This is a genomic window from Limnohabitans sp. T6-20 (assembly GCF_003063505.1).
In the GTDB taxonomy this organism is placed as follows: domain Bacteria; phylum Pseudomonadota; class Gammaproteobacteria; order Burkholderiales; family Burkholderiaceae_C; genus Limnohabitans_A.
On record NZ_NERW01000003.1, the window covers coordinates 329,177 to 353,564 of the forward strand.

Annotated in this window: 19 protein-coding genes and 1 tRNA gene; 5 read left to right on the plus strand and 15 right to left on the minus strand. The window is 61.7% G+C overall.

Annotation, left to right across the window (positions count from 1 at the left end; all coding sequences use genetic code 11):
* The 10 genes from B9Z33_RS12280 to B9Z33_RS12325 form a co-directional block, all read right to left on the minus strand.
* On the minus strand, nt 1-609 hold the full coding sequence (locus B9Z33_RS12280) for an NADH-quinone oxidoreductase subunit C (protein ID WP_108287324.1): 609 nt from the start codon (nt 607-609) through the stop codon (nt 1-3).
* A 13-nt stretch (nt 610-622) separates the two neighbouring features.
* Nucleotides 623-1,102, minus strand: coding sequence for an NADH-quinone oxidoreductase subunit B family protein (locus B9Z33_RS12285; RefSeq protein WP_019428571.1), 480 nt, complete (start codon nt 1,100-1,102; stop codon nt 623-625).
* A gap of 42 nt (nt 1,103-1,144) precedes the next feature.
* Nucleotides 1,145-1,504, minus strand: coding sequence for an NADH-quinone oxidoreductase subunit A (locus tag B9Z33_RS12290; protein ID WP_108287325.1), 360 nt, complete (start codon nt 1,502-1,504; stop codon nt 1,145-1,147).
* Between the two features lie 65 nt (nt 1,505-1,569).
* A tRNA-Leu gene (locus tag B9Z33_RS12295) sits at nt 1,570-1,654 on the minus strand.
* A gap of 143 nt (nt 1,655-1,797) precedes the next feature.
* Nucleotides 1,798-2,184: a preprotein translocase subunit SecG gene (gene secG, locus B9Z33_RS12300; RefSeq protein ID WP_108287326.1), complete on the minus strand. Its 387-nt coding sequence runs from the start codon at nt 2,182-2,184 to the stop codon at nt 1,798-1,800.
* 39 nt (nt 2,185-2,223) lie between these two features.
* Entirely contained in the window at nt 2,224-2,976 is a 753-nt protein-coding gene (tpiA, locus tag B9Z33_RS12305; protein WP_108287327.1) for a triose-phosphate isomerase, read from the minus strand.
* Nucleotides 2,976-3,986, minus strand: coding sequence for an NAD(P)H-quinone oxidoreductase (locus B9Z33_RS12310; RefSeq protein WP_108287328.1), 1,011 nt, complete (start codon nt 3,984-3,986; stop codon nt 2,976-2,978). Before B9Z33_RS12310 ends, tpiA begins: the two co-directional genes overlap by 1 nt.
* 52 nt (nt 3,987-4,038) lie before the next feature.
* Nucleotides 4,039-6,144: a polyribonucleotide nucleotidyltransferase gene (pnp, locus tag B9Z33_RS12315; RefSeq protein WP_108287329.1), complete on the minus strand. Its 2,106-nt coding sequence runs from the start codon at nt 6,142-6,144 to the stop codon at nt 4,039-4,041.
* 210 nt (nt 6,145-6,354) lie between these two features.
* Nucleotides 6,355-6,621: a 30S ribosomal protein S15 gene (gene rpsO, locus B9Z33_RS12320; protein WP_019428565.1), complete on the minus strand. Its 267-nt coding sequence runs from the start codon at nt 6,619-6,621 to the stop codon at nt 6,355-6,357.
* 232 nt (nt 6,622-6,853) lie between these two features.
* Complete coding sequence (locus B9Z33_RS12325) at nt 6,854-8,038, minus strand: pyridoxal phosphate-dependent aminotransferase (RefSeq protein WP_108287862.1); 1,185 nt, start codon at nt 8,036-8,038, stop codon at nt 6,854-6,856.
* A gap of 136 nt (nt 8,039-8,174) precedes the next feature.
* On the opposite strand from B9Z33_RS12325, the gene B9Z33_RS12330 reads away from it, so the two are divergent.
* A complete protein-coding gene (locus B9Z33_RS12330) occupies nt 8,175-8,447 on the plus strand; it encodes a hypothetical protein (RefSeq protein WP_233252818.1) in 273 nt (90 codons plus the stop codon).
* A gap of 40 nt (nt 8,448-8,487) precedes the next feature.
* Here the strand turns inward: B9Z33_RS12330 and recD are convergent, their stop codons facing one another.
* The 3 genes from recD to recC form a co-directional block, all read right to left on the minus strand.
* On the minus strand, nt 8,488-10,599 hold the full coding sequence (gene recD, locus B9Z33_RS12335; protein WP_108287331.1) for an exodeoxyribonuclease V subunit alpha: 2,112 nt from the start codon (nt 10,597-10,599) through the stop codon (nt 8,488-8,490).
* A gap of 82 nt (nt 10,600-10,681) precedes the next feature.
* Nucleotides 10,682-14,356, minus strand: a complete 3,675-nt coding sequence (gene recB / locus B9Z33_RS12340; RefSeq protein WP_108287332.1) for an exodeoxyribonuclease V subunit beta — start codon at nt 14,354-14,356, stop codon at nt 10,682-10,684.
* Complete coding sequence (recC, locus tag B9Z33_RS12345; RefSeq protein ID WP_108287333.1) at nt 14,353-17,919, minus strand: exodeoxyribonuclease V subunit gamma; 3,567 nt, start codon at nt 17,917-17,919, stop codon at nt 14,353-14,355. The genes recB and recC overlap by 4 nt, the downstream gene beginning before the upstream one ends.
* A 337-nt stretch (nt 17,920-18,256) precedes the next feature.
* Between recC and B9Z33_RS12350 the strand changes: the two genes are divergently transcribed.
* The 4 genes from B9Z33_RS12350 to B9Z33_RS12365 all read left to right on the plus strand — a co-directional run bounded on the left by B9Z33_RS12350 (nt 18,257) and on the right by B9Z33_RS12365 (nt 21,383).
* Complete coding sequence (locus tag B9Z33_RS12350) at nt 18,257-18,658, plus strand: 5-fold beta-flower protein (RefSeq protein ID WP_108287334.1); 402 nt, start codon at nt 18,257-18,259, stop codon at nt 18,656-18,658.
* 64 nt (nt 18,659-18,722) lie between these two features.
* Entirely contained in the window at nt 18,723-19,358 is a 636-nt protein-coding gene (locus B9Z33_RS12355) for a flavin reductase family protein (protein ID WP_108287335.1), read from the plus strand.
* Between the two features lie 152 nt (nt 19,359-19,510).
* Nucleotides 19,511-20,278, plus strand: coding sequence for an SDR family oxidoreductase (locus tag B9Z33_RS12360; protein WP_108287336.1), 768 nt, complete (start codon nt 19,511-19,513; stop codon nt 20,276-20,278).
* Nucleotides 20,279-20,321: 43 nt separating this feature from the next.
* Nucleotides 20,322-21,383 carry a cyclase family protein gene (locus tag B9Z33_RS12365; protein ID WP_108287337.1) on the plus strand — a complete coding sequence of 354 codons (1,062 nt, stop codon included), beginning with the start codon at nt 20,322-20,324 and terminating at the stop codon, nt 21,381-21,383.
* A 45-nt stretch (nt 21,384-21,428) separates the two neighbouring features.
* On the opposite strand, the gene B9Z33_RS12370 is transcribed toward B9Z33_RS12365, so the two are convergent.
* Together B9Z33_RS12370 and B9Z33_RS12375 are read right to left on the minus strand one after the other, a co-directional pair.
* Nucleotides 21,429-22,004 carry a restriction endonuclease gene (locus tag B9Z33_RS12370; protein ID WP_233252819.1) on the minus strand — a complete coding sequence of 192 codons (576 nt, stop codon included), beginning with the start codon at nt 22,002-22,004 and terminating at the stop codon, nt 21,429-21,431.
* Between the two features lie 142 nt (nt 22,005-22,146).
* Nucleotides 22,147-24,348 (minus strand): TRAP transporter permease, encoded by a 2,202-nt coding sequence (locus tag B9Z33_RS12375; RefSeq protein WP_233252820.1) that lies wholly within the window; start codon nt 24,346-24,348, stop codon nt 22,147-22,149.
* Between the last annotated feature and the right edge of the window lie 40 nt (nt 24,349-24,388).

Sequence of the window (24,388 nt, forward strand, 5' to 3'; positions counted from 1 at the left end):
TCAGTTCAGGCCTCCGTAGTGTTCTTCACGGATGATGCGCGGCGTGATTTCACGCGGCTCGATGCTCACGGGTTCGTACACCACACGGCGGCGCTCAGCGTCGTAACGCATTTCGACGTGACCCGACAAGGGGAAGTCTTTGCGGAACGGATGACCAATGAAACCGTAGTCGGTCAGGATGCGGCGCAGGTCGTTGTGGCCTTCAAACACGATGCCGTACAGGTCGAACGCTTCGCGCTCGTACCAGTTGGCCGAGTTCCACAGGTCGTTGACCGATTCCACCAGCGGCAGATCGTCGTCAGGGCACAGCACTTTCACGCGCACACGCTGGTTCAGGCTGACCGACAACAAGTGCACGGTCACGCCAAAACGTGGGCCATCGGTGCCCACTTCGCGGTAAGCGGAATAATCCACGCCCGCCAAGTCGATCAGTTGTTCAAATTTGCAGCCTGCAGCATCGCGCAGGGTCTGCATGACGCCGAGGTATTGGGCTGCTGCGACATGCACCGTCACCTCGCCCAAGGCAATGGTGATGCGGCTCACGCGATCACCCAAGGCAGCGGCCAGGGTGTCTTGCAGGTCTTCGGGGCGAATGGCGAAATCGGTCATCGTCTTCTTTCCCTCAAGCACGCGCAATGGTGTGAGTGCGGCGGATTTTTTGCTGCAACTGGATGATGCCGTAGATCAGTGCTTCGGCTGTAGGCGGGCAACCCGGCACATACACATCCACCGGCACGATGCGATCGCAACCGCGCACCACCGAATAGCTGTAGTGGTAGTAACCACCGCCGTTGGCGCACGAACCCATGGAAATCACCCAGCGGGGTTCCGACATCTGGTCGTAAACCTTGCGCAAAGCAGGTGCCATCTTGTTGCACAAGGTGCCTGCCACGATCATCAGGTCGGCCTGACGGGGACTGGCGCGGAAAACTTCGGCACCAAAGCGGGCCAAGTCATAACGCGCTGTCGCCGAGTGCATCATTTCGACCGCGCAGCAAGCCAGACCAAAGGTCATGGGCCACAGCGAGCCGGTTTTGGCCCAATTCACCACCGAGTCGTAACTCGTGGTGATAAAGCCTTCTTTCATCACGCCTTCAATCATCGCATCGTCCTTAGAGGCTGAATGGAGTTGTCATTGGATTTGTCATTCCCAGTCCAGAGCGCCTTTTTTCCACTCGTAGACAAAGCCCACGACCAGAATGGCCAGGAAAATCAGCACGGCCACAAAGCCAGCCAGACCTACTTCTTTGAGCGCAACCGCCCAAGGGAACAGGAAAGCGATTTCCAGATCGAACAAGATGAACAAGATGGCCACCAGGTAGTAGCGCACATCGAACTTCATGCGCGCGTCTTCGAAAGCTTCGAAGCCGCATTCATAGGGGGAATTTTTTTCCGCGTCAGGTTTGTTGGGGCCAAGGATGTAGCCCAAAACCTGGGGAATGATGCCGACAGCAATGCCGACCAAAATGAACAAGAGAATGGGAAGGTATTGTTCGAGGTTCATCTTGAGACTGACGGTATCACCGAATGAATAGCCCAGGCCTTACAGCCTGGGCTTTTCTGTTTGTCTGGTGCCGTCGGCGAGACTCGAACTCGCACAGCTTTCGCCACTACCCCCTCAAGATAGCGTGTCTACCAATTTCACCACGACGGCAGGATACTTTTGCCTAGGTTGCATGAGGCGCATCAAGTGATGCATTTTGCTCTCCGGACAATCCCGTAGTTTACTCCGAAAAACCTGCCATTTCCTTTCAGAAAACGGGAAATTTGTGCAGAGCAGCAAAGCTGAATGTCAGCTTACTTGGCAGGTGCCGGTGGCACGCTGTTGTCAGGCTTGGCTGCAGGAACATTGCCCGGGATTTGCGCTGCCGTGCTGCTGTCCACGGGCGCTGCGGGTGCGGTCACGGCTGCGCCTTCCAGTACGCTGCCTGTGGGGGCCGCTGGACGGGCGTTGCTGAAATAAGCCAACAACAAAGTGCACACAAAGAACACCGCAGCCAAAACAGCCGTGGTGCGTGACAAGAAGTTGGCACCACCGGTGGCACCAAACAGGCTGCCCGAACCGCCACTGCCAAAGGCGGCACCCATGTCAGCACCTTTGCCGTGCTGAATCAGGATCAAACCGATCATGGCCAGGGCCGACAACATCTGCACCACCAAAATCAAAGTCAACACCATGCTCATCTGTATCTCCAAGAATCAATAAAAAAGTTGGCCAAAGACTCAGCGCGAAGCCGTCTTCAACATGGACAAAAAGTCAGGCGCTTTCAACGCAGCACCACCGATCAGGCCACCATCCACATCGGGCTGGGCCAACAATTCGGCAGCGTTGGCAGCATTCATGCTGCCACCATACAAAATCGAAACACGATCGGCATGGGCTGTGGCCGCTTGCAACTGGGCCCGTAACACAGCGTGCACCTGCTGCGCTTGCTCTGGCGATGCCGTCAATCCAGTGCCAATCGCCCAAATAGGCTCATAAGCCACCACGATTTCACTGATGCAATGGCCGTTGGCATGGATCACCGCCGCCAATTGGCGCTTGACCACGGCTTCGGTCTGACCGGCTTCGCGCTCGGCCAAACTCTCGCCCACACACACGATGGGGGTGATGCCCGCAGCCAGTGCCCGTTGCGTTTTAGAGGCCACCAACTCATCCGATTCGGCATGATGTTGGCGCCGCTCTGAATGGCCCACGATGCAGTAACGCACCCCGAACTCATGCAACATGTCGGCAGACACCTCACCGGTGAAAGCGCCCGACCCGTGCGGAGACACATCTTGTGCCCCAAGGTCGATGGACGAAGCGGTCAGCAAAGCCTGCAGCTGCGCCAAATAGACGGAAGGCACACACAGCGCAGCTCGGCAATGGACAGCGGGCATGCCCGCCAAAATGTCGGCCACCAAAGACGCATTGGCAGTCAAACTGCCGTTCATCTTCCAGTTACCCACCATCAATTTGCTGCGCATCGACATCACCAAGTCACCACAATCTTGCCCACATGCTGGTTCGTTTCCATCAAGGCATGGGCTTGCGCCGCGCCGGATGGCAAACCACCGGCCGCTTCCACAGAAGCAAACACGCTGTGAATGACCGGCTTGATGCGGCCCGACTCGATCCAGGGCCAAACGGTTTGACGCAACGACTGGGCAATCGCGGCTTTGAAGGCCACCGGGCGTGGACGCAAAGTTGAACCGGTGATCGTCAAACGACGACGCAGTACCATGCCCGCATTGAACTCGCTCTTGATACCGCCTTGCACCGCGATGATGACCAGACGGCCATCTTCGGCCAAGGCCTCGACTTCACGCGCCACATAGTCGCCCGCGACCATGTCCAAAATCACGTTAACACCCACCCCATCGGTCAGGCGCTTGGCCTCAGCGACGAAATCGGTGGTTTTGTAGTTGATGGCGTGGTCCGCACCCAAAGCCAGACAAGCCTGGCATTTTTCGTCAGAACCCGCAGTGGCGATCACCTTAGCGCCAGCGGCTTTGGCCATCTGGATGGCGGTGACGCCGATGCCGCTGGTGCCGCCTTGGATCAACAAGGTCTCGCCCGCTTGCAAACGCCCGCGGTCAAACACATTGCTCCACACGGTGAAGAAGGTCTCTGGCAGCGAAGCGGCTTCAGTGTCAGTCAGGCCTTTGGGTACTGGCAAGCACTGGGCCACGGGTGCCACGCACAGGTCAGCATATCCACCACCGGACACCAAAGCGCAGACACGGTCTCCCACAGACAAGCCCGCAGCCGCCATGGCTGCCGCATCACCCGAGACGACCACACCAGCCACCTCGAGACCCGGAATGTCAGACGCTCCTGGTGGCACCGGGTAGTTGCCTGTGCGTTGAAGCACATCGGGGCGGTTGATGCCGCTGGCCGAGACGCGAATGAGCAATTCCCCTGCCCCGGCTACGGGGTCGGGACGGGAGCCGGGCACCAGCACTGCTGGCGCACCGTAGCTTTGAATTTCAATGACGTTCATGGTGAATTTACGCGATATCGGGTGATCACAGACCACCCGAAACCCGCGTTATTTAGCCCTGAGCAGGACGGTCCAACAAAGCTTTCATCGACAACTTGATGCGGCCTTTTTCGTCGGTTTCCATGACCTTGACTTTGACGATCTGACCTTCGCTCAAGTAGTCGGTGACCTTCTCAACGCGCTCGTGGGCGATCTGGCTGATGTGCAGCAGACCGTCTTTGCCAGGCAGCAAATTGATCAAAGCACCGAAGTCCAGGATCTTGGTCACTGGGCCTTCATAGACCTTGCCGATTTCAACTTCAGCGGTGATCTGCTCGATGCGCTTCTTGGCGATTTCAGCTTTGTCACCGTCGGTCGCAGCGATCGTGATCGTGCCGTCTTCGGAGATGTTGATCTGGCAGCCGGTTTCTTCGGTCAGCGCACGGATGGTGGCGCCGCCCTTGCCGATCACGTCACGGATTTTCTCGGGATTGATCTTCATGGTGAAGAGCTTGGGTGCGAAGTCCGACACTTCGGTGTTGGCTTCGCTCATCGCTTCTTGCATCTTGCCCAGAATGTGCATGCGGGCTTCTTTGGCCTGGGCCAAAGCGACTTGCATGATTTCTTTGGTGATGCCCTGGATCTTGATGTCCATCTGCAGTGCAGTGATGCCGTTGGTGGTACCGGCCACTTTGAAGTCCATATCACCCAGGTGGTCTTCGTCACCCAGGATGTCGGTCAACACCGCAAAGCGGTTGTCTTCCTTGATCAGGCCCATGGCGATACCGGCCACGTGGGCTTTCATCGGCACACCAGCGTCCATCATCGACAAGCAACCGCCGCAGACCGAAGCCATGGACGAGGAACCGTTCGATTCGGTGATTTCGGACACCACACGCAGGGTGTAGGGGAACTCTTCTTTGCTTGGCAACACAGCGGCCAAAGCACGCTTGGCCAGACGGCCGTGGCCGATTTCGCGGCGCTTGGTCGAGCCCATGCGGCCCACTTCGCCTGTGGCAAAGGGAGGCATGTTGTAGTGGAACATGAAGCGGTCTTCGAACTCGCCAGCCAACGCATCAATGCGTTGTGCATCGCGCTCGGTGCCCAGGGTGGTCACGACCAAAGCTTGCGTTTCGCCACGCGTGAACAGGGCCGAGCCGTGGGTGCGGGGCAGCACGCTGTTGCGGATTTCGATGGGGCGCACAGTGCGTGTGTCGCGGCCGTCGATGCGGGGCTCACCGGCCAAAATCTGGCTGCGCACGATGCGCGCTTCGATTTCGAACATCAGGCCGTCGAGCTTGACGCTGTCGAAGGCCACGCCCTCTTCGGCCAAAGCCACTTTGACCGAAGCGTAGGCTTCACGGCAAGCGTGTGTACGGGCTTGCTTGTTGCGGATTTGGTAAGCAGCGCGCAGTTTTTCTTCTGCGAGTGATGCCAGTTTGGCTTCGAAAGCCACGTCGCGGGCAGGCGCTTGCCAGTCCCACACGGGCTTGCCGGCTTCGCGCACCAACTCGTGGATTGCGTTGATGGCGATCGCCGATTGCTCGTGACCGTACACCACACCACCCAACATGATTTCTTCGGAAAGTTGTTGGGCTTCGGATTCGACCATCAGCACAGCGGCTTCGGTACCGGCGACCACCAGGTCCATCACGCTGTCTTTGCGCTGGGTCTGGCCGGGGTTGAGCACGTATTCGCCGTTGATGTAACCCACTCGGGCAGCGCCGATGGGGCCGTTGAAAGGGATGCCAGAGATGGACAGAGCGGCAGACACGGCGATCATCGCGGCGATGTCGGCGTCGACTTCAGGGTTCAAAGACACGGTGTGGATGACCACGTGCACGTCGTTGTAGAAACCTTCGGGGAACAGGGGACGGATCGGACGGTCGATCAGACGGCTCGTCAGGGTCTCGTGCTCGCTGGGCTTGGCTTCACGCTTGAAGAAGCTGCCGGGGATCTTGCCTGCAGCGTAGGTCTTCTCGATGTAATCGACAGTCAGCGGGAAAAAGTCTTGACCGGCTTTGGCGATCTTGGAACCCACGACGGTGGCCAGCACCACGGTGCCTTCCATGTCGAGCAGCACGGCGCCGCCGGCTTGGCGAGCGACTTCGCCAGTTTCCATCTTGACCGTGTGCTGGCCCCACTGGAAGGTTTTGGTGACTTTGTTAAAAATAGACATGTTCAGAACTCCTGAAAACAAAAGCACATGAGGCTGCACTGTGGGCCCGGAAGTTGACGCTCTGAACTCGATGCCATTCCACAAAACCTTGGGTTGAAAGCCTTGTGGAATGACACAGCGCGAGATCGCCCTGACAAATTCCGACTGAAAAAAAGAATAAAGCGCCTGAGCTAGTGAACTAACTCAGGCGCTTTTCATCTGGAGAGACGGTTATTTACGCAGGCCAAGCTTGGCGATCAGCGCAACGTAACGGTCAGCATCACGGGACTTGAGGTAGTCCAACAGTTTGCGGCGACGGCTCACCATGCGCAGCAGACCGCGGCGACCGTGATGGTCTTTGGCGTGTGTTTTGAAGTGAGGTGTCAGCTCGTTGATGCGGGCTGTCAGCAAAGCCACTTGGACTTCTGGGGACCCAGTGTCGTTGGCAGCACGTGCGTTGGCCTTTACGACCTCGGCCTTGATTGAAGATGCAATCATGGTATTTCCTTGTTTTCGCCGAATTCTTGAGGAATATCAGCGGGTTAATGACTTGCGCCAACGGCCGGAAAAGCCATTGGCGTGCGCTTTGCAAATCGCAAAACATGCGGATTATAGCCCGAAACATGGCCCATTCATGGTGATCTCTGAGTGGATGAACCCATGTGAATGGCGTTTCCAGCCTGAAAAACGGGATCTGACCCCAATTGATTTAATTGGGGTCAGATCCCAATTAATTCTTGACCAACCAAGCTTTGAGGCGTTCCACACCTTCGGTCAATCTGGACAGATCTTTGGACGCAAAGCACCAGCGCAGCCAGCCCGCGGCTTCGGGGGCAAATGCTTCACCCGGGGCGAGTCCCAGACCGGCTTCGGCCACCAGACGTTTGGCCGTGGCCACAGCGTCAGGATGCCCTTCGAGTTTGAAAAACGCGTACATGCCACCCTTGGCTGGGGCCAGCTGCACGCCGGGCACGGCCTGCAACAAGGGGACCAGGGTATCGCGGCAGGCTTTGAGGTGGGCCACCACGCGGGGCGTGATGTCGGCGGTGTTTTGCAAGGCCACCAGACCCGCCTTTTGGGTGAACACCGAGGCACACGAGGTGTTGAACTCGATCAGCTTGCCCATGTGCGGCGTCATGGCGGCGGGCATGACCAACCAGCCCAGACGCCAGCCGGTCATTAAAAAGCTCTTGGAAAAGCTGTGCACCACGACCAGGCGATCATCGGGCTCTGCCACGTCCAAGAACGATGGCGCGCAACCGTTGGCGGTGTCGATTTCGTAATAAAGCCGCTCATAGACCTCGTCGGCCAGCACCCAGGTGCCTGTTTGGCGGCAATGCGCCAGAATTTCGGCCTGCTCGGCACGGCTGAGCGTCCAGCCGGTCGGGTTGTTGGGCGAATTGACGATCAGCATGCGCGTGGCGGGCGTGATGGCGGCTTTGAGCGCCGCCATATCGAGTTGCCACTGGCCATCCACCGGGCGCAGCGACAGGCACTGCAAATTCGCGCCCATCACCAAGGCCTGCGCCGTCAGGTTGGGCCACACGGGTGTCACCGCGACCACCTCATCACCTGCATCGATCAAGGCTTGAGCGGCCAGCATCAGCGCATTCACGCCGCCCGAAGTGATGGCCAGCCGGTCAACCCCAATGGGACCGTGCAAGGCCGACATGTAATCGGAAACGGCCTCGCGCAACTCAGGCAGGCCCAGATTGTGCGAATAAAAGGTCTCGCCCTTTTGCATGGAATCGATGGCGGCCTGACGCACGATGTCGGGCGTCACCTCGTCTGACTCGCCAAACCAGAAAGCCAGCACATCGGGACGGCCCATGCCCGCGTTGGCGACTTCGCGGATGCGGGACTCTTCCAGATCCATGACGGCCTGGCGCATGAAAGGAGCGGTGTTTTTGTTCATGCCGCCATCGTAATGGCTGACGCGCAGCGGACGAGTCGCCTCTTGCACAGGGGTTTGCACCGCACTTGAATCAGCGCTTGCAGATGTGCCGGTCTTGCCTATGATGAACAGCACAACAAAAGACAGGGAGACCGCCATGACCACTCGGCATTTATCGTCAACGTTCGTCAGCGTGGCTTTGGGACTTGGCTTGCTGGCGGCACCGCCTGCCAACTGGGCTACAGACAACTTCACAGCCGTCACCGGGGCAGACAAGCCGGCCAAGGCCAAAAAGCCCAAACAAGCCAAAGCACCCAAGCCGCCCGTCAGCCCCAACACGGGCGAAAACAAAGCCGAGCGCGACAAACGGCTGTTGCGCGAATGTCGGGGCAAAACCAATGCGGGAGCTTGCGAGGGCTACGCCAGCTAATCGACTTCGGGGACAGATTTTCAGCTCTGTCTCAGGCTGGCTAAACCCACCATTGCGCCAAGCCACTGGCGCGCACGCTGGGTCGGTCAATGGCCGCTTCGAGCAAACCCGCTTCGGCTTCGATCAGGGTGAACTGCTGGCGTGCGCGGGTGATGCCCGTGTAAACCAGCTCGCGGCTGAGCACTTCGGCGCCGCCAGGCGGTAGCACCAGAGCGGTGTGCTCGAACTCCGAGCCTTGGCTCTTGTGCACCGTCATCACAAACGCGGTCTCGACCTGCGCCAGGCGCATGACACTCACCGAGCGCAAGGCATCGCCGTCGAGAAACCAGGCCTTGAGCTTGCCCTCTAGGTTGGGCAGCACCACGCCCACGTCGCCGTTGAACACGCCCAGCTGCGCGTCGTTGCGGGTGACCATGATGGGCCGCCCGGCAAACCAGTCGCCTTGGGGTTTGAGCAGACCTTGATCGGCCAGCGCCTTCTGCACAGCGGCATTGAGCCCCTGGGTGCCCCAGTCGCCTTGGTGCACGGCGCACAGAATGCGAAAACGCTCGAAAGCCTTGAGCACGCTGCGCACCCAGCTGGTGTGTGCCTCTGCGCCCAGCCCTGCCGGGCCGGCTTGCAAGAGGCGCAGGTAGTCGGCATACGACGGTTTGCCCGATGTGACCAGTGCCAGAGCGCAGATGGCCTGAGGACTGCCAGGTTGGAGCGCGAGCAGAGCACGGCTTGGGTGGCCGTCAGCGGCTTCGACATTCATTCGCGAGCTGGGGCTCGCTCCCACAGTTTTCTCGGACAGCACAGCACGGGCGGCAGCCGCGTCGCCCCGGTTCACGGCCAAGGCCAATTGGCCGATGGCACCTTTGAAGCGGCGGCTTTGGCGCAGCATCACGGTTTGCTGTGCCAGCACGGGGGCCGGATCGGACACCACAAAGTCGGCAGCCAGCGCCTGTCCGGCCGCGGCCTGCACAAACTGCGCAGTGGCGTTGCTGTAGCGGCCTGCCGCAGCGTCGCGGCACAGGTCGCCCAGCACAGCGCCCGCCTCGACCGAGGCGAGCTGGTCTTTGTCGCCCAGCAACACCAGCCGCGCTGTGGGTGGCAAAGCTTGCAACAAGGCATCCATCATTTCGAGGTGCACCATCGAGGCTTCGTCGACGATCAGCACATCCACATCGAGCGGGTTGGCCGCGTGGTGGCGGAACTGGCGTGTGTCGGGCCGGGCGCCCAGCAGCGAGTGCAGCGTGCGCGCAGGGCCCATGCGGGCGATCAGCGCGCTCAAGTCGAGCCCGGCATCGGCAGGCACAGGTAGGCGGGTCAGGGCGTCGTCGATCGACTGCTTGAGCCGCGCCGCCGCCTTGCCCGTGGGCGCGGCCAGCGCCACGCGCAGCGGGCTGCCGCCTTCGTGCAGCGCCAGCAGCAGCGCCAGAAAACGGGCTGCGGTGTAGGTTTTGCCCGTGCCGGGTCCACCCGTGATGACCGACAGCCGCGCGCGCAGCGCCACAGCGCAGGCCACCTTTTGCCAATCGGTGGCGGTGGGTTCTTCGGGGTTGGGCGCAAAGAAACGGTCCAGCCATTCGTGTGCGGCGGCCTCGGGCACGGCCAGGGGCTCGCCCGCACGCTGCAGCAGGCTCTGGCCCACGCGCTGCTCGTAGCCCGCATAGCGGCGCAGGTACAAAAGCGGCGCATGGGTCGGGCCGCCCAGCACCAGCGGCTGCCCCTGGTCGGGGGCATGGGCATCGCGCAGACAAGCGCCAGACAACTCGCCTTGCAAAGCGGTTTGCCAATCGGCCAGCGTCGCGGGCAGGTTCGCCCACAAGGCCTTGAGACCCTGAGCGCCCTCCACCGCTACCGCGGGCCAGCCCAGCAAGGCCACGGGCGGCTGGCAGAGGTCGGCCAACGGCAAACAGGTGTGGCCACGCCCCTCCATTTGGGCGAGCATGGCTGCGGCCACCAACAGCGCAGGGCTGGCTGAGGCATCGAGCCGCAGCAGCTGCGCTGCCAGTGCGCTGTCGATGTGGCGCAGCAAGCCTTGCCCGGTCCACAGGTTCAGCCACTGCAGGGTTTGCGCAGCGTTCAGGCCTTGAGCGGGCAAGTCCTTGAGCCAGTCCGTTTGCGCAGCAGGCACGGCCGTCGTGCGTGAGGTCTTGCGGATATTCATGACTTGCCCTCCGCCGGGCCGCCCCAAGGAGGGCAAAGCCCTCTCGGGGGGCAGTGAGTACACGCAGTGACGAACGTGGGGGTCAGCATGTTTTCACCTTTGCGTTCAGCATGTCGTCCAGACCATCGAGCAGCGCCAACGGCGCAGGCAAGGTGCAGCAGCCACCCGCTGGTCCGTCGATGCCGCGCAAGAACAGGTACACCGCGCCGCCGAGCTGCTGCGCCGGGTTGTAGACACTTCCCAAGCGGGCGCGCAGCAGGCGGTGCAGCGCCAGCATGTAGAGCGCGGCCTGCACCTCGTAGCGGTGATGAGCCATGGCGGCATCGAGCGCCTGCGCGGTGTAGGCCGCATCATCGGCGCCCAGGTGGTTGGATTTGTAGTCGAGCACCCAGTAACGACCTTCATGCTCGAACACCAAGTCGGCAAAGCCCATCAGCATGCCGTGCAGTTGCGCGTCGGGCAGCTGCGGGCGACTCACACCCGGCAGCAGGTGCTGCTGACACAGGGCATCGACCTCGCGCGCATGCAGCCGTTCCGCAGGCAACCAGAACTCCATCTCGGGCAGCAAAGCGCCCAAGGCGTTCAACGGCGCGTTCGGTCCACTCAAAGGCTGGGCGACCACGCGGCTGAGCCACTGCACCACGTCTTCGGCCTGGGCTTTGTAGCCTGCGTTCTCGCAACGCTGCTTGAGACGCAAGGCCTTTGGCTCATCGAGCGCAAAGCCGTCGGCTGCCAACCATTCGAACTGGTCGTGCAAGAAGTTACCGGCTGTGGGGCCTTTGGCAAAGGCGTGCCATGGCGCCAGAACGCCTGTGGCGGAGTTCGACGCGGGCAGCACTGCCGCGTCTTCGGGCGGTTCGTCGTCGGCCGGGCGTGGTGTGGCCATGTGCAAACTGATTTGAGCCAGGGGTTGCGAAGACAGGTCTCGCGTCAAGCGCGAAAAGCTCGCGATCGTCCACGACTTATCGATACGCTCCGTGCAGTTCAGGGCTTCGCGCAGTGCGGTGGTTTGTGCGGTTTTATGCCAGAGTGTCAGCGGCACCACTTCGGCGGCGACCTCCAACTGCACAGACAAGTCCTGGCCTGCTTCACTCACCTTCAACTGTTGCAACTTACTCAACCAATCTGAAGCTTCCAGTTCGTGTTCACCGCCCAGCAAATGGCCCGCAGCGCTGTGGTGGTTGACACAGGCCTTGCCATTGCCGCGCTTGACCGCACTCCAGCCCACCCACAGTGCATGGCGCGCACGCGTGAGCGCGACGTACCACAGGCGCAGGTCTTCGCGCAGGCGGTCGCGGTCGGCCACGCGGGTATCGTCTTTGTCAAAGTCCAGCGTCCAGTGGCGCTCGCCCTCGCCGTCATCGAGCTGCAGCACAGGCGTTTTGTGCGCTTCCATCATGCGATGGCTGTGCGCAAAGGGCAGGCACACCACCGGGTACTCCAGGCCTTTGCTGGCGTGGATGGTGATGACCTTGACCAGGTCCTCGTCGCTCTCCAGCCGCACGGTTTGCTCTTCGCTGCCACTGGCGTTGCCCGACTGGGCTTCGTCGATCTGCTGAACCAGCCAGCGGATCAAGGCCTGCTCGCCGTCGAGCTGGCTGCTGGCCGCTTGCAGCAGCTCGGCCAGGTGCAGCACATTGGTCAAACGCCGCTCGCCATCCGGCTCACCGCGCCAGCGCCCAGCCAGCTGCAGCACATGCAGCGACTGGCGCAGCGTGGCCAGCACGCCCTGGCTTTGCCAGGTCTGGTGCAGCTCGCGCATCTGCTCGGCGCGGGTGTCCAGCAGTTCGTCTTGTGTGGCCAGGTCGTACAGCTCGGCGAGCGACAAACCCACCGTGCGCGTGCCCAAAGCGGCGCGCACACGGCGCATGTCTTGCGGCTCGGCCACGCCACGCAGCCACAGGCACAGGTCTTGCGCTTCGTCGCTGGCGAACACCGAGTCGCGGTCCGACAGGTAAACGGAAGCCACGCCGCGCACACGCAGCGCGTCGCGCACGGCGGCGGCCTCTTTACCCGTGCGCACCAGCACGGCGATGTCTTTGGGCTGCAAAGGCTTGTCGCCCTTGTGCTCATCGGCAAAGCGGGCTTGCGGATCGCTGAGCCAGGCCACGATCTGCTCGGCGCACAGGGCCGACAAATGGGTCTGCGCGTCGCGTTGGCTGCGCAGGGTCGCGTCGTGGACCACGGTCATGGCGTTCACATCGCCCGCGCTCGTGCGGAAGACCTCATTGCGCCCCTTCGCGCCCACGGGCTGGAACGGCAGCGGGTCTTCATCGCCTTGGCGGTAACCAAAAGCGTCTTTCGGAATCTCAAACCAGCGGTTGACCACATCGACCACCGCCTGGGTCGACCGGAAGTTGGTGCCCAGCACATGGTGGCGGCCAGCGGTGGCGCGGCGGGCGTCCAGGTAGCTGTGAATGTCCGCGCCCCGAAAACCGTAGATGGACTGCTTGGGATCGCCAATCAGCAGCAGCGCGGTCTCGGGCCGGTTCTCGGCCGTGCGGTAGATGCGGTCAAAGATGCGGAACTGCAGCGGCGAGGTGTCCTGAAACTCGTCGATCATCGCCACCGGAAACTGCTCACGCAGCCGCTGGGCCAGGCGCTCGCCCGAGGCGAGGTCGGCCAGCGCCACATCGAGGCGCTGCAGCATGTCGGCAAAGCCGAACAAGCCACTGCGCCGCTTGAGTTCGGCCATGCGCTGCATGACATGGATGCGGGCGTGCAGGCGGGCAGCCTGCGCGGGTTCGGGCAAGGCTTGCAAATCGACAAGAAGTTGCGCATACGCCTTACTCTCTGGCGGCAAATCCACAATGTCACCATCTTTTCGGCACTCCAGAAGTCCTTCAGGCGTAAATCTGGACCAACCATTGCCCATCGCGTCTTTCAGTGCCTTGAAATCTCCATCGCTTTGAGCCCAGGACTTGAGCACTTCGAGCCACTTTTCGGAACGCCCCACCTGCAGCAGGCTGCCATTCCAGCCATGTTTTTTGACGGCCAGCTGTGCTTTGATCCAGCCCAGCAGGTTGTCAGCCTTCTCGACCCAGCCCTGCTTGAGCGCGGCCAGCTTGGCTTCGCGATCGGCCAATGCCGCGCCGAACACCTGCGCCAGCGTGCCGGGGGCAGCATCGGCCAAGGGCACAGCCATCAGGGCACGCATGTCCTTGTCGAGCGCGGGCACATCACGCCAAACGCGCTGCACCTGTGCCACCAACGGCGTGGCCATGGGGTAGAGCTGCTGACGCCAATAGTCCTGGACGGCTTCGAGGCGCAGGGCGGCTTCGTCACCGACCAGGTTTTCTTCAAACAGGCTGCCGCTGTCGAAAGCGTGTTCGCGCAGCATGCGCTGGCACCAGGCGTCGATGGTGTAGACGGCCGCGTCGTCCATGGCCTGCGCGGCCAGCGCCAGGCGGTGGGCCGCTTGTTCGCGGGGCTCGCCTTCGGGATACTCTTCTTTGACTTGCTTCAGGAACGCGTCATCGGTTTCGGCAATCCCTCTGAACACCTGCGCGGCCTCGGTCAGCCGGGCACGGATGCGGTCCGACAGTTCACGCGTGGCGGCGCGGGTGAAGGTCATCACCAGCACGTCTTGCGGCAGCATGGGGCGCTCGGGTGCGGTGCCATCGCTGCCGTGACCCAGCACCAGGCGCACATAGAGCGCGGCAATCGTCCAGGTCTTGCCCGTGCCTGCGCTCGCCTCGATCAGGTGACTGCCGCGCAGGGGGAAGGTGTGCGCGTTGAGGGCGTGGGGGGTGCTCATGCCAGCTCTCCCATTTCGTCGCTGCTGTCGTCTTCGGGCGCATCGGGCAGCAGCTCGATGCCGATCTGCTCTGCCCAGGCTTTCAAAGGCGCGTACACCGTTTGTGCCAAGCGCTCGAACTCGCCCGTGGCCAGCAGGTCCTCCACTGTGGGGTAGGTGCGGGCCAGCGCCGGATCTTTGCCCTTCTCGCCGCTTTTGAACTCGCTGCCTTCGTAGGCATCGGCCAGCGCGTTGAGGTTCTCTTTGTCTTTGAGCCACTGCAAGGCCACACCCGGCGGCAGGGGCAGCGGCCAGCGCATGCCTTCGGTCCAGGTGGTCAGCAGTTCGGTCAATTGGGCACGCGCCGCTTCGGGCTCCTGCTCGGGCACGCGCAGCACGGCGTTGCGCCCCACCACCACGCATGGGAAGGGCTGATCCATCGCAGCAGCGGCGAGCGACAGCAGCCAGATGTCGATCAGTTTGTCGGCATAGGCCAAGGGCTTTTTGGTCTTGAAGCTGGCCAGGTCGTTGGCACGCAGGTGCAGGGACAAGTGCCCGCCCTCACCTGTAAGCACATCGCCCAGCGCGTCTTGCAGGGCGACCTCTGCATGCGCCATGTCGACCAACACGCGTTCAGCGGCATGGGGGTAAGGCCCGCGCTCGCGCAAGGCGGCGTCCAGCATGGCTTGCAGACGGGCGCTGAGTTTTTGCGCCTCCAGCGTGCCCACACCCGCCAGCGGCAAAGCCCCGGCTTGGCGCAGGCGCTGCACCACCTGCTGCACGTGTGTGGGCAGTGCGTCGGCATTCAGTTCGGTGGGCACATGCTGCAGTTCGTGGTCAATCAACTGGTACAAGTCCAACCCGCCCAAACCAAACAGTTCTTCGTCGTGCAGCACGCTGCGCTCGTCGTCCAGATGCACCTGCAGTCGCTCTCGGAAAAACGCGCCGACCGGCTTGCGCAGGAAGCGCGCCAGTTGCAGCAAGGTGATGACGGGTACGCCGTTGGCGGATTCCAATACAGGCAACAAGCCTGCATAAGCTGTGGGAGCGAGCCCCTGCTCGCGAATGTATCCAGGGGCCACTGAAGTCATCGTTTCGGCCGCAGGGGCAGCCTCCCACAAAAGCCCCACCTGCGCTGCACGCCACTCTTTGGCATAGGTCTGCACACCACTGCCTTCTTCAAAATAAGCACGGCTGAAGGGTTGCAGCGGGTGCACGGTGGTCAGGTGCTTGGCCGTGTCCTTGCCCCAAAGCAGGTCGATCTCGTCGCGCAGTTGCGAGACCAGCACCGAGGGTGGTTGCTCGCTGTTGTCGCGCACGCTGCGTCCGCTCCAGCTGACATAGAGCACTTGGCGCGCTGAAAGCAAAGCTTCGAGCATGAGCTGGCGGTCGTCATCGCGGCGCGAGCGGTCGCCGGGGCGGGTCATGCCGGGCAAGCCCATCAGGTCAAAGTCGGCACGCGGGCTGCGGCGCGGGTAGTCGCCGTCGTTCATGCCCAGCAGGCACACCGCCTTGAACGGGATCGCCCGCATCGGCATGAGCGTGCAAAACGTCACGCCGCCTGCGCGAAAGCGTTGCTCCAAGCGCGGCGTTTTGAGCGCTTCGAGCCAGGCCGAGCGCGCCACGGCCAGCGGCACGGCTTCTGCAAAACCCGCCTCAGCGCTGGCGCGCACCCAGTCGTTCAGCGCCTGGTCTAGCGCAGACAGCGCGTTGCGGTCGTTGTCGTCACGCGGCTTGAACATCGCGGCCAGCAAGGCGCGGCCACGCTCAGCCCATTGCGCGGACGTGGCGTCTTGCGTGGCGGTTTGCCACCAGTCGATCAGCGCTTGCAACAGGTGCGCCAGCGACCCGGCCAGCTCGGCGTCGAGCCCACCGACCTCGGGGTATGGGGTGGCCCCGGGGGCGTCAGCCCCCACAGCATCGGCACTCACAGGGTCGGCACCGCAGGCGTAACCCATGAGCATGCGCTGCACGCCAAACAGCGCCGAGTTGTCGTCGCCGCACACCCCCAGGCCCAAGCCTGCGCGGTGCTGAGCCGACAGGCCCCAGCGGATGCCCGAGCCCGCCATCCAGCGCGTCAGCGTGGGCAAGCCCTCTTCGCTCAGACCAAAGCGAGCAGCGAGCGCGGGCACTTCGAGCAGCTCGACCAGCTCGCTCATGCGGCTGCGCTGCTGAGGCAAGGCCAGCAACCACTCGACCGCATGGATGAGTGGGCTGATGGCCTGCGCGCCCAGGTCGGCAATGTCAAACGGGATGTACCGTGTATCGCTGCGCTTGTACTGGCCAAACACAGCACGGATGGCCGGGGCCATGGTTTCGATGTCGGGCACCATGACCACCACGTCGCGGGGTGACACAGGCTGATCTCCCGGCGGGGTGTGAAACCACTGCAGCAGCTGGTCGTGCAGCACCTCCAGCTCACGCACCGGGCTGTGCGCGATTTTGAAAACAAGCGACTGCTCGCCCGCTGCCAGTGGCTGAGGCGCAGCACCACCACTCGATGGCTCCAGGTCGCGGATGCGCCGCTGCAACTGCGCCAGCAAACGCGTGCCGTCTTCGCCGGGCACATCGTCAAAAAAGTCCAGACGCGGCCACTGCGTGAGTTGCTGGGCCACTTGCAGATCGTCAAAGGCGTCGAGCTGGCGGATGAAGTCCCGGCCCTGCCGCCCCCAAGCGGCCAGCAGCGTGGGCGCGTGCAGGTGCATCTGCGCCAGCGGCAAACCGGCCAAAGCCTGGCCCCTGTAGGCGTGACGACGTCGCTCGGCCTGCAGCCATTCACGCCCGTCGATGATGTCGCCCCAGTGGTACTGACACGGGTTGGGCACGGCCAGCATCACCTGGCTGTGCGCGGCCAAGGCCGCCAGCATCTCCAGCAGTTGGCCCGGCATGTGGCTCATACCAAACACCGACACGCGCCGCGCCACCGGGCTAGCCAATGGCTGCCCCGACTGCAGGTGCGCCAAGGCCCGTGCATGCAGCGCCGGGCGAGTGGCCTCGCGCTGTTTGTCATCCAGCGTGGCCAGCACACGCCGCCACAGTTCGGCCTGCCAGAGTTGGTCTTCGGCCAGCTCGTCCGAACCTGCGGCCTTGCGCAAGACATTACGTCCAGCAGCCCAGTCTTGCAGCCAGTCGGGGCGGTAAATTTGGTATTGGTCAAACAAATCGGCCAGGCGGCTGGCCAGTTGCAGCAGGCGGTCGGGCTCGTCACCTCTCAAAAAACCCGCCACAGGCTTGAACACCGGGTCATTGAGGCAAATGGGCAACAAGGCCATCAGCCGCCAAGTCATGGGCAGTTTGTCGAGCGGCGAGTCGGGCGGCACGTTGTGAGGGCCCAGTACCTGCCGGTAGGTGCGCCACAAAAAGCGCGAAGGCAGCTCCACCCGCGTGGCCGCGCAGACGCCGCCTTGGCGTGCCAGTTCGATCTTGATCCACTCGGCCATGCCGTTGCTTTGCACCAGCACCACTTCGCTCTCCAGCGCGTGCAGCGGGCGCGCACGCAGCCAGCCCGTGAGGGTGTCGGCCAGCACCTCGGAGCGGTGGCTGTGCAGGGCGACGAAGCCAGGGGCGATGGGTGAAATGGTCATGCGGTGTTGTTCTAGGCAAGCGCCCGGCCAAACAAGCCTGAAACAGGCGCAAAGCCAGAGCGCGAAGCAACAAGAATAGCCGCAAAACAGGTGCACATGAGCCCAGCGGACAAGCGCGCTGCAGGCCACTGGACTGCTGCTTTTTTAGGCACATGTCGCCACACCAACAGGCATGCGCCTTGGCAAGCTTGTTCATGGACTTATCCACAGCTTTGGGCACGGTGTTTGGGGGCAAATTTCGGTCCACAATGGACGCGTTCCCGGCAAAATGCGCCAAAAGTGCACCGCTTGCATCCATTTAAATTTCAGACTATTTTTTACTTTGCCTGAGCCCGCCATGAAAAAATCGATCCAACTCACTGCAGCTTTGCTTCTTTTTGTTTTGCTCTTGCCGGCTGCCTTTGCCCAACGCATGTACGACGGCAGTGGCAGCCCCATAGGGCGCGTGGATGGTGAGCGTTATTACAACGCCTCTGGCCAACCGATTGGCCGCGTGGACGGCGAGCGGGTCTATGACGGATCGGGTCGGCCGCTGGGACGCATTGATGGTGATCGGGTTTACAACGCTTCGGGCAGCCCGATAGGTCGCATCGATGGCGACCGCCTTTACAGTGCCTCGGGCTCTCCCATGGGCCGCATGGATGGCGAACGACTCTACGATGGGTCTGGTCGTCCGATCGGCCGTGCGGATGGCCTGCGGCGCATGCAGATGGTCGTGTTCTTTTATTTCTTCATGTGAGCACTCCGGGGGCTTTGTCATGCGAATGACTGGCCCCGCGCCTGCCTGGCCTTAAAGTGCCCTCATGATGCATTTTTACGAACCCCACTTGGGCCACGGCCTCAAACACGACCCGTTCAATTCGATCGTGGGTCCCCGCCCCATTGGCTGGGTGTCGAGCCGCAGCGCCAGCGGGGTGTTGAATCTGGCACCCTACAGTTTCTTCAGCGCCTTCAATTACGTGCCGCCAGTCATTGGTTTTTCGAGCATCGGGCGCAAGGATTCGCTCAACAACATCGAAGCCACGGGCGAATTTGTCTGGAACCTGGTCACGCGTGAGCTGGCCGAGGTGATGAACCAGACCTGCGAGGCGGTACCGCCCGAGGTGAGCGAATTCGACCTGGCGGGCCTGACGCCCGAGCCTTCGCGCATCGTGGGCGTGCCACGTGTGGCGCAAAGCCCGGTGAGCTTTGAATGCCGCTGCACGCAAATCCTGCAGCTCGAAGACCTGGATGGCAAAAAGATCGAAACCTGGATGATTTTTGGCCAAGTGGTGGGTATCCACATCGACCAGCGTTTGGTACCCGACGGGGTGTATGACACGGCCCGTGCGGGGCACATTTTGCGCGGCGGCGGCCCGGCCGATTACTTCACCATCGGACCAGAACAGTTGTTCAAGATGTACCGCCCCGAAAGCGGTGCACGCGACCTGCCCAAATAAGGGTTTGCAGGTTCGAACGCCAGACTTGAGGCAAGGCTAGCGGGTGTCACCTGAGGCGCAGGCCAGTCGGCAGAGGCTGCTTTAATTTGGCCATCGGCCATACACACCCACCTTTCGGCTGTTGGCCTCAACCCCGAACTCAGGACAAACACATGGCCCACCCACTCACAGGACAAGTCGCATGGATCACCGGCGGCGGCAGTGGCATTGGGCTGGCTGGCGCGATGGCGCTGGCCAAGGCCGGGGCCAATGTGGTGATTTCGGGCCGCAACGCCGCCACCAACAACAGTGCTTTGGCCTCTTTGCAGGCCCTGGGCAGTGCAGAGGCTTTGCTGCTGGATGTCGCCGACAAACACGCTGTCAAGGCGGCTGCGCAGCAGATCCTCGATCGCCATGGCCGCATCGACATCCTGGTGACCAGCGCGGGCACCAATGCCACGCAGCGCAACTTCGACGTGGTCACGCCCGAGGCCTGGGACGATGTGGTGGCCATCAACTTATCGGGCCTGTTTTATTGCGTGCACGCGGTTCTGCCTGCCATGCGCCGGCAGCAAAGCGGCTTGATCATCAACGTGTCTTCGTGGGCAGGGCTTTACGCGTCCAAGCTCACCGGTCCGGCTTACAACGCCACCAAACGCGCCGTGCTGGCCCTGACCGAATCCATCAACATGGAAGAGTGCACGCATGGCATCCGCGCCACGTCGCTCTTGCCCGGCGAAGTGGCCACGCCCATTCTGGACAAACGTCCCGTGCCGCCTTCTGCCGAGCAGCGCGAATTGATGGTGCAAGCCGAGGACATGGGTCAGGCCATCTTGTTTGTGGCGCAAATGCCTGAGCGCACCTGCATCAACGAGTTGGTCATCTCCCCTACCTTCAACCGCTTTTACACAGGCGGGCTGGAGACGCCTGCCCAGCGTTGAACGCTCAAGTTACAGACATTGGCCATCATCACAGGAGTCCTGCATGTTTTCTTCTCAACGCTGGAAACAACGCCCACCTGGCTCGAACTGGGGCGACTTCGGGCCTGACGACCAATGCGGTCGCATGAACCTCTTGACGCCCGGCAAAGTGCTGCAAGGCATCGCCGAAGTGCGCACGGGGCAGACCTTTAACCTTAGCCTGCCACTGGATTTCCCGGGTGGCAACGTGCTCAACCCCAGGCGTCAGCCGCCCGTGCTGCGCCCCACCTTGCGCGGCGACAAGCCCAATATGAACTACCAGCTGTGGTGCGATGACCCGGTTTGCACCGATGTGGTGTGCGACGACTTGGTGATCATGCACTTGCAGTACAGCACCCAGTGGGACAGCCTGGCGCATGTGGGCTCGATGTTCGACGCCAATGGCGACGGCGTGCCCGAGCCGGTGTATTACAACGGCTTTCGCGCCGGCACCGATGTGGTCGGGCCCAGCAGTGGATCAGGGGCTGGTATTTTTGGCTTTCCGGAGATCACCCGCGAATCCACATCGGCAGCCAAGGCCTTGGGCATCGAGAAGATGTCAGAGCGCTGCGTGCAAGGCCGCGCCGTGATGATCGACCTGCATGCCCATTTGGGGCGCGATCGGGTGCGGGTGGGCTACGACCTGCTGATGGACATCATGCGCCAAGACAGCGTGGTGGTAGAGCCGGGCGACATGGTGTGCCTGCACACAGGTTTTGCGCAGATGCTGCTGGAGATGAACAAACACCCTGACCCGCACGCAGTTGAAAATTCTTGCGCCGTGCTGGAGGGGCGTGACGAGCGGCTGCTGCAGTGGATCACTGATTCCGGTCTGGTCGCCCTGATCGCCGACAACTACGCGGTCGAAGGCCTGCCCGCCTCACCCCGCCCCGGCAGCTGCGCAGCGTTGCCTTTGCACGAACACTGCCTGTTCAAGCTGGGCGTGCACTTGGGCGAGATCTGGCACTTGACCCCCCTAGCCAACTGGCTCCGCGACAACGGCCGTCACCGCTTTTTACTCACTGCCCCGCCCTTGCGTCTGCCCGGGGCCATTGGCTCACCCGCCACGCCGATTGCCACGGTGTGAGGGTCCGCCGCGTGATCGAAGCTGCCCATCGAGACCAATACAGGCTCAGCCTTGAATGGACTTAGCCCCGTCATGCATGAGCTGTGCGATGTTGGCAGGCCCCAAGAGCTGGATGGGGCTTTGGTGGGCCAGGTCCAAAGCGGCCTGGCTGAATTGGCCCAAGCTGATGCAGGTACAAGAAAAGGCTTGCTGGCTTTCCCGGGCATCCAGCAGTTCACGTACGGTCTCAACGCCCACGGAGGCGGCTTTCCAGCGTTTGGCACTGACCAGTGTGACGCGCCCATTTTTTTCGATTTGAAAGTCAAACGGGCCGCTGGCAAGGCGACTCACCTCGAAGCCTTGTTGGCGCAAGGCCTCTTCGACCAGGATGGAGAAATCTCGCCAACCCATGCTACGGGCTTGTTCGGTCAATTCGCTGATGCGGTCTGCCGAGATGGCGTTTCTTTGCCGCCATGCCGCCATGATACCGATCACCAAAAACGGAAAAGCGCCCAGCATGCCTGCTGTTTTGTAGGCATCGGGCAGCAAAGCCCCTGCCACCAAGGCCACGGCCAACATCACCAAAAAACTCACCCACCAAGGGGCGCGCAACAAAGCCGCAAACAGCGACCTTTCAGACATTTTGAATTTCATGGGCAATAAAATTGAAGTGCACCCCGACCAAACGGGGAACGCACAATGGACTTGAAGTCTGCGGTCGCCAGTGTAGTGGTTCACACCAACCGGGCAGCGCAGGGTGCGCAAAGCACCCCGCTTTTGACTGTCATGCCGCTACCGCAGCCCCTGACGCTTTACGAACCGCCCACTGGTTCACCAAAACAGGCAGCATCAACACCACGCCCAACAAACTGATCTTCAGCCCGGGGGCAATCAGGCACAGTGCCCCCAGGGCACAGAGCGTGCGCTCCCAGCGCTTCATCTCGGCCATGAGGTAACCACTGAGCGCTGCAGCCAGCGCCACAATGCCCAGCACGCAGCCGGTGAAAGTGACCGCAAAATCACCCCAATTGAAGCCTTTGGCCACCAGCAGCAGCGATGGCGAAAACACGAACACAAACGGCACCAGGGCCTTGGCCAGTCCGAGCCGGAAGGCCATGTTGCCGGTCTTGAACGGATCGCTGCCCGCCATGCCCGCCGCCGCATAAGCCGCCAGTGCCACCGGTGGCGTGATGTCGGCCAGCACGCCGTAATAAAACACAAAGAAGTGCGCCACCAAAGGCTCCACGCCCAGCTGCACCAAAGTCGGCGCAGCCACGGTCACCATGATGATGTAGTTGGCCGTGGTCGGGATGCCACAGCCCATCAAAATGCAGACGATGCCAGTCATGAACAACGCCGCCAACAGCGTCAACGATTTGGCATCGGCCATGAAGGCAGGCAACCAATCCATCATGAATGCAGCGATGATTTGCGCCCAGCCGGTGATGATGAAGCTGATCTTGAAGCCCACGCCGGTGAGTGTGACCACACCAATCACAATGCCCACGGTGGCTGCCGCAGCGCCCACGGCCAGCGCATATTTGGCACCTGTCTCAAACGCTTCGAGCAGCACGGCGTTGTCGATGCGGCCGATCACGCCCATCCACTTTTGCCCGACCCAGATCAGAACCACACCCAAGGCCAAAAGACCCAGCTTGATGGTCTCGCCATCACCACCCCAATCCACAAAAGCGATCAGCGCCAACAGCACATGCAGTGCAAGCAAGAGCACCCAATTGACACCCCGGTTGCCGCGCACCGAAGTGCACAGACCCACAATCATGCAAGAAGTGATGCCAGTGAATGCGGCCAAATAAGGTGTGCGGCCCGACACCAAAATGGTGATCAACAAGAACAGGGGAATCAACGTGGGCCAGCGCTGCTGAAACGATTCACGCAACTTGGGCATTTCCTCCTCTGTCAGCCCCCGCAATCCGTAGCGCTTGGCCTCGAAGTGCACCTGCATGAACACGCCAAAGAAGTGCATGAAGGCCGGAACAATGGCGGCCGCCACAATGGTCTGGTAGGACACATTCAAAAACTCGACCATCAAGAAAGCGGCAGCGCCCAACACCGGCGGCGTGATCTGCCCACCGGTGGATGAAGCGGCCTCAACCGCGCCCGCAAACTCGCGGCGATAGCCCACCCGGATCATGGCCGGGATGGTGAGCGAGCCCACCGTGACGGCATTGGCCACCGACGAGCCACTGAGCATGCCGAACATGGCCGAGCCAAACACACTGACCTTGGCAGGACCACCGGCATAACGCCCCGCCAAAGTCGAGGCGATGTCCAGGAACAACTGACCCAGACCAATGCGCGTGGCCAGCACGCCAAACAGCACAAAGTGAAACACATAGGTGGCCACCACGCCCACCGCCACACCATAAATGCCTTGGCTGGTCAGGTACTGGTGGTTGATCATCTGGCTCCAGCTCGCGCCCGCATGCTTGAGCAAGCCCGGAAAGTAAGGCCCTGCCAGCGCATAGGCTGTGAAGCCCAGGGCAATCAGCGGCAAAGGCCAGCCCATGGAGCGGCGGGTGGCTTCGAGCAGAGTGATGAACAGAACGGAGCCCATGACCACGTCCATGGTGTCCGGGTTGCCGACCCGAAAAGCCAAATCGTCAAAAACATACGGGATGTACATGACGCTGGCGGCACAGGCCAGGCCCAGCAGCCAGTCCACCAGTGGCACGCCGCCAATGCTCAAGCGACTTTTGGAAACGGTGGTGTCCGCGTCAGATTTGAAGGCCGCAAACACCAAAAAAATCAGCCCCAGCACAAAGGCCAGGTGCACACCCCGGTGGGTGGTTTCGCGCAACAGGCCAAAACCCGCCGTGTAGTAATGAAAACCCGACAGAATGATGAGCAACCATTTCACGATCACCGACGCCGGGGGCAGCGTGGGCCGAAAACGCATCTCGGGGTCGAACTTTTCTTCCAGTTCCTGCAAATCGCGCATGTCGCGCTCACGGGCTTCCGTCATAACTTTCCTTAACAGCACAGGGCGCACACGCGCCCTGTTT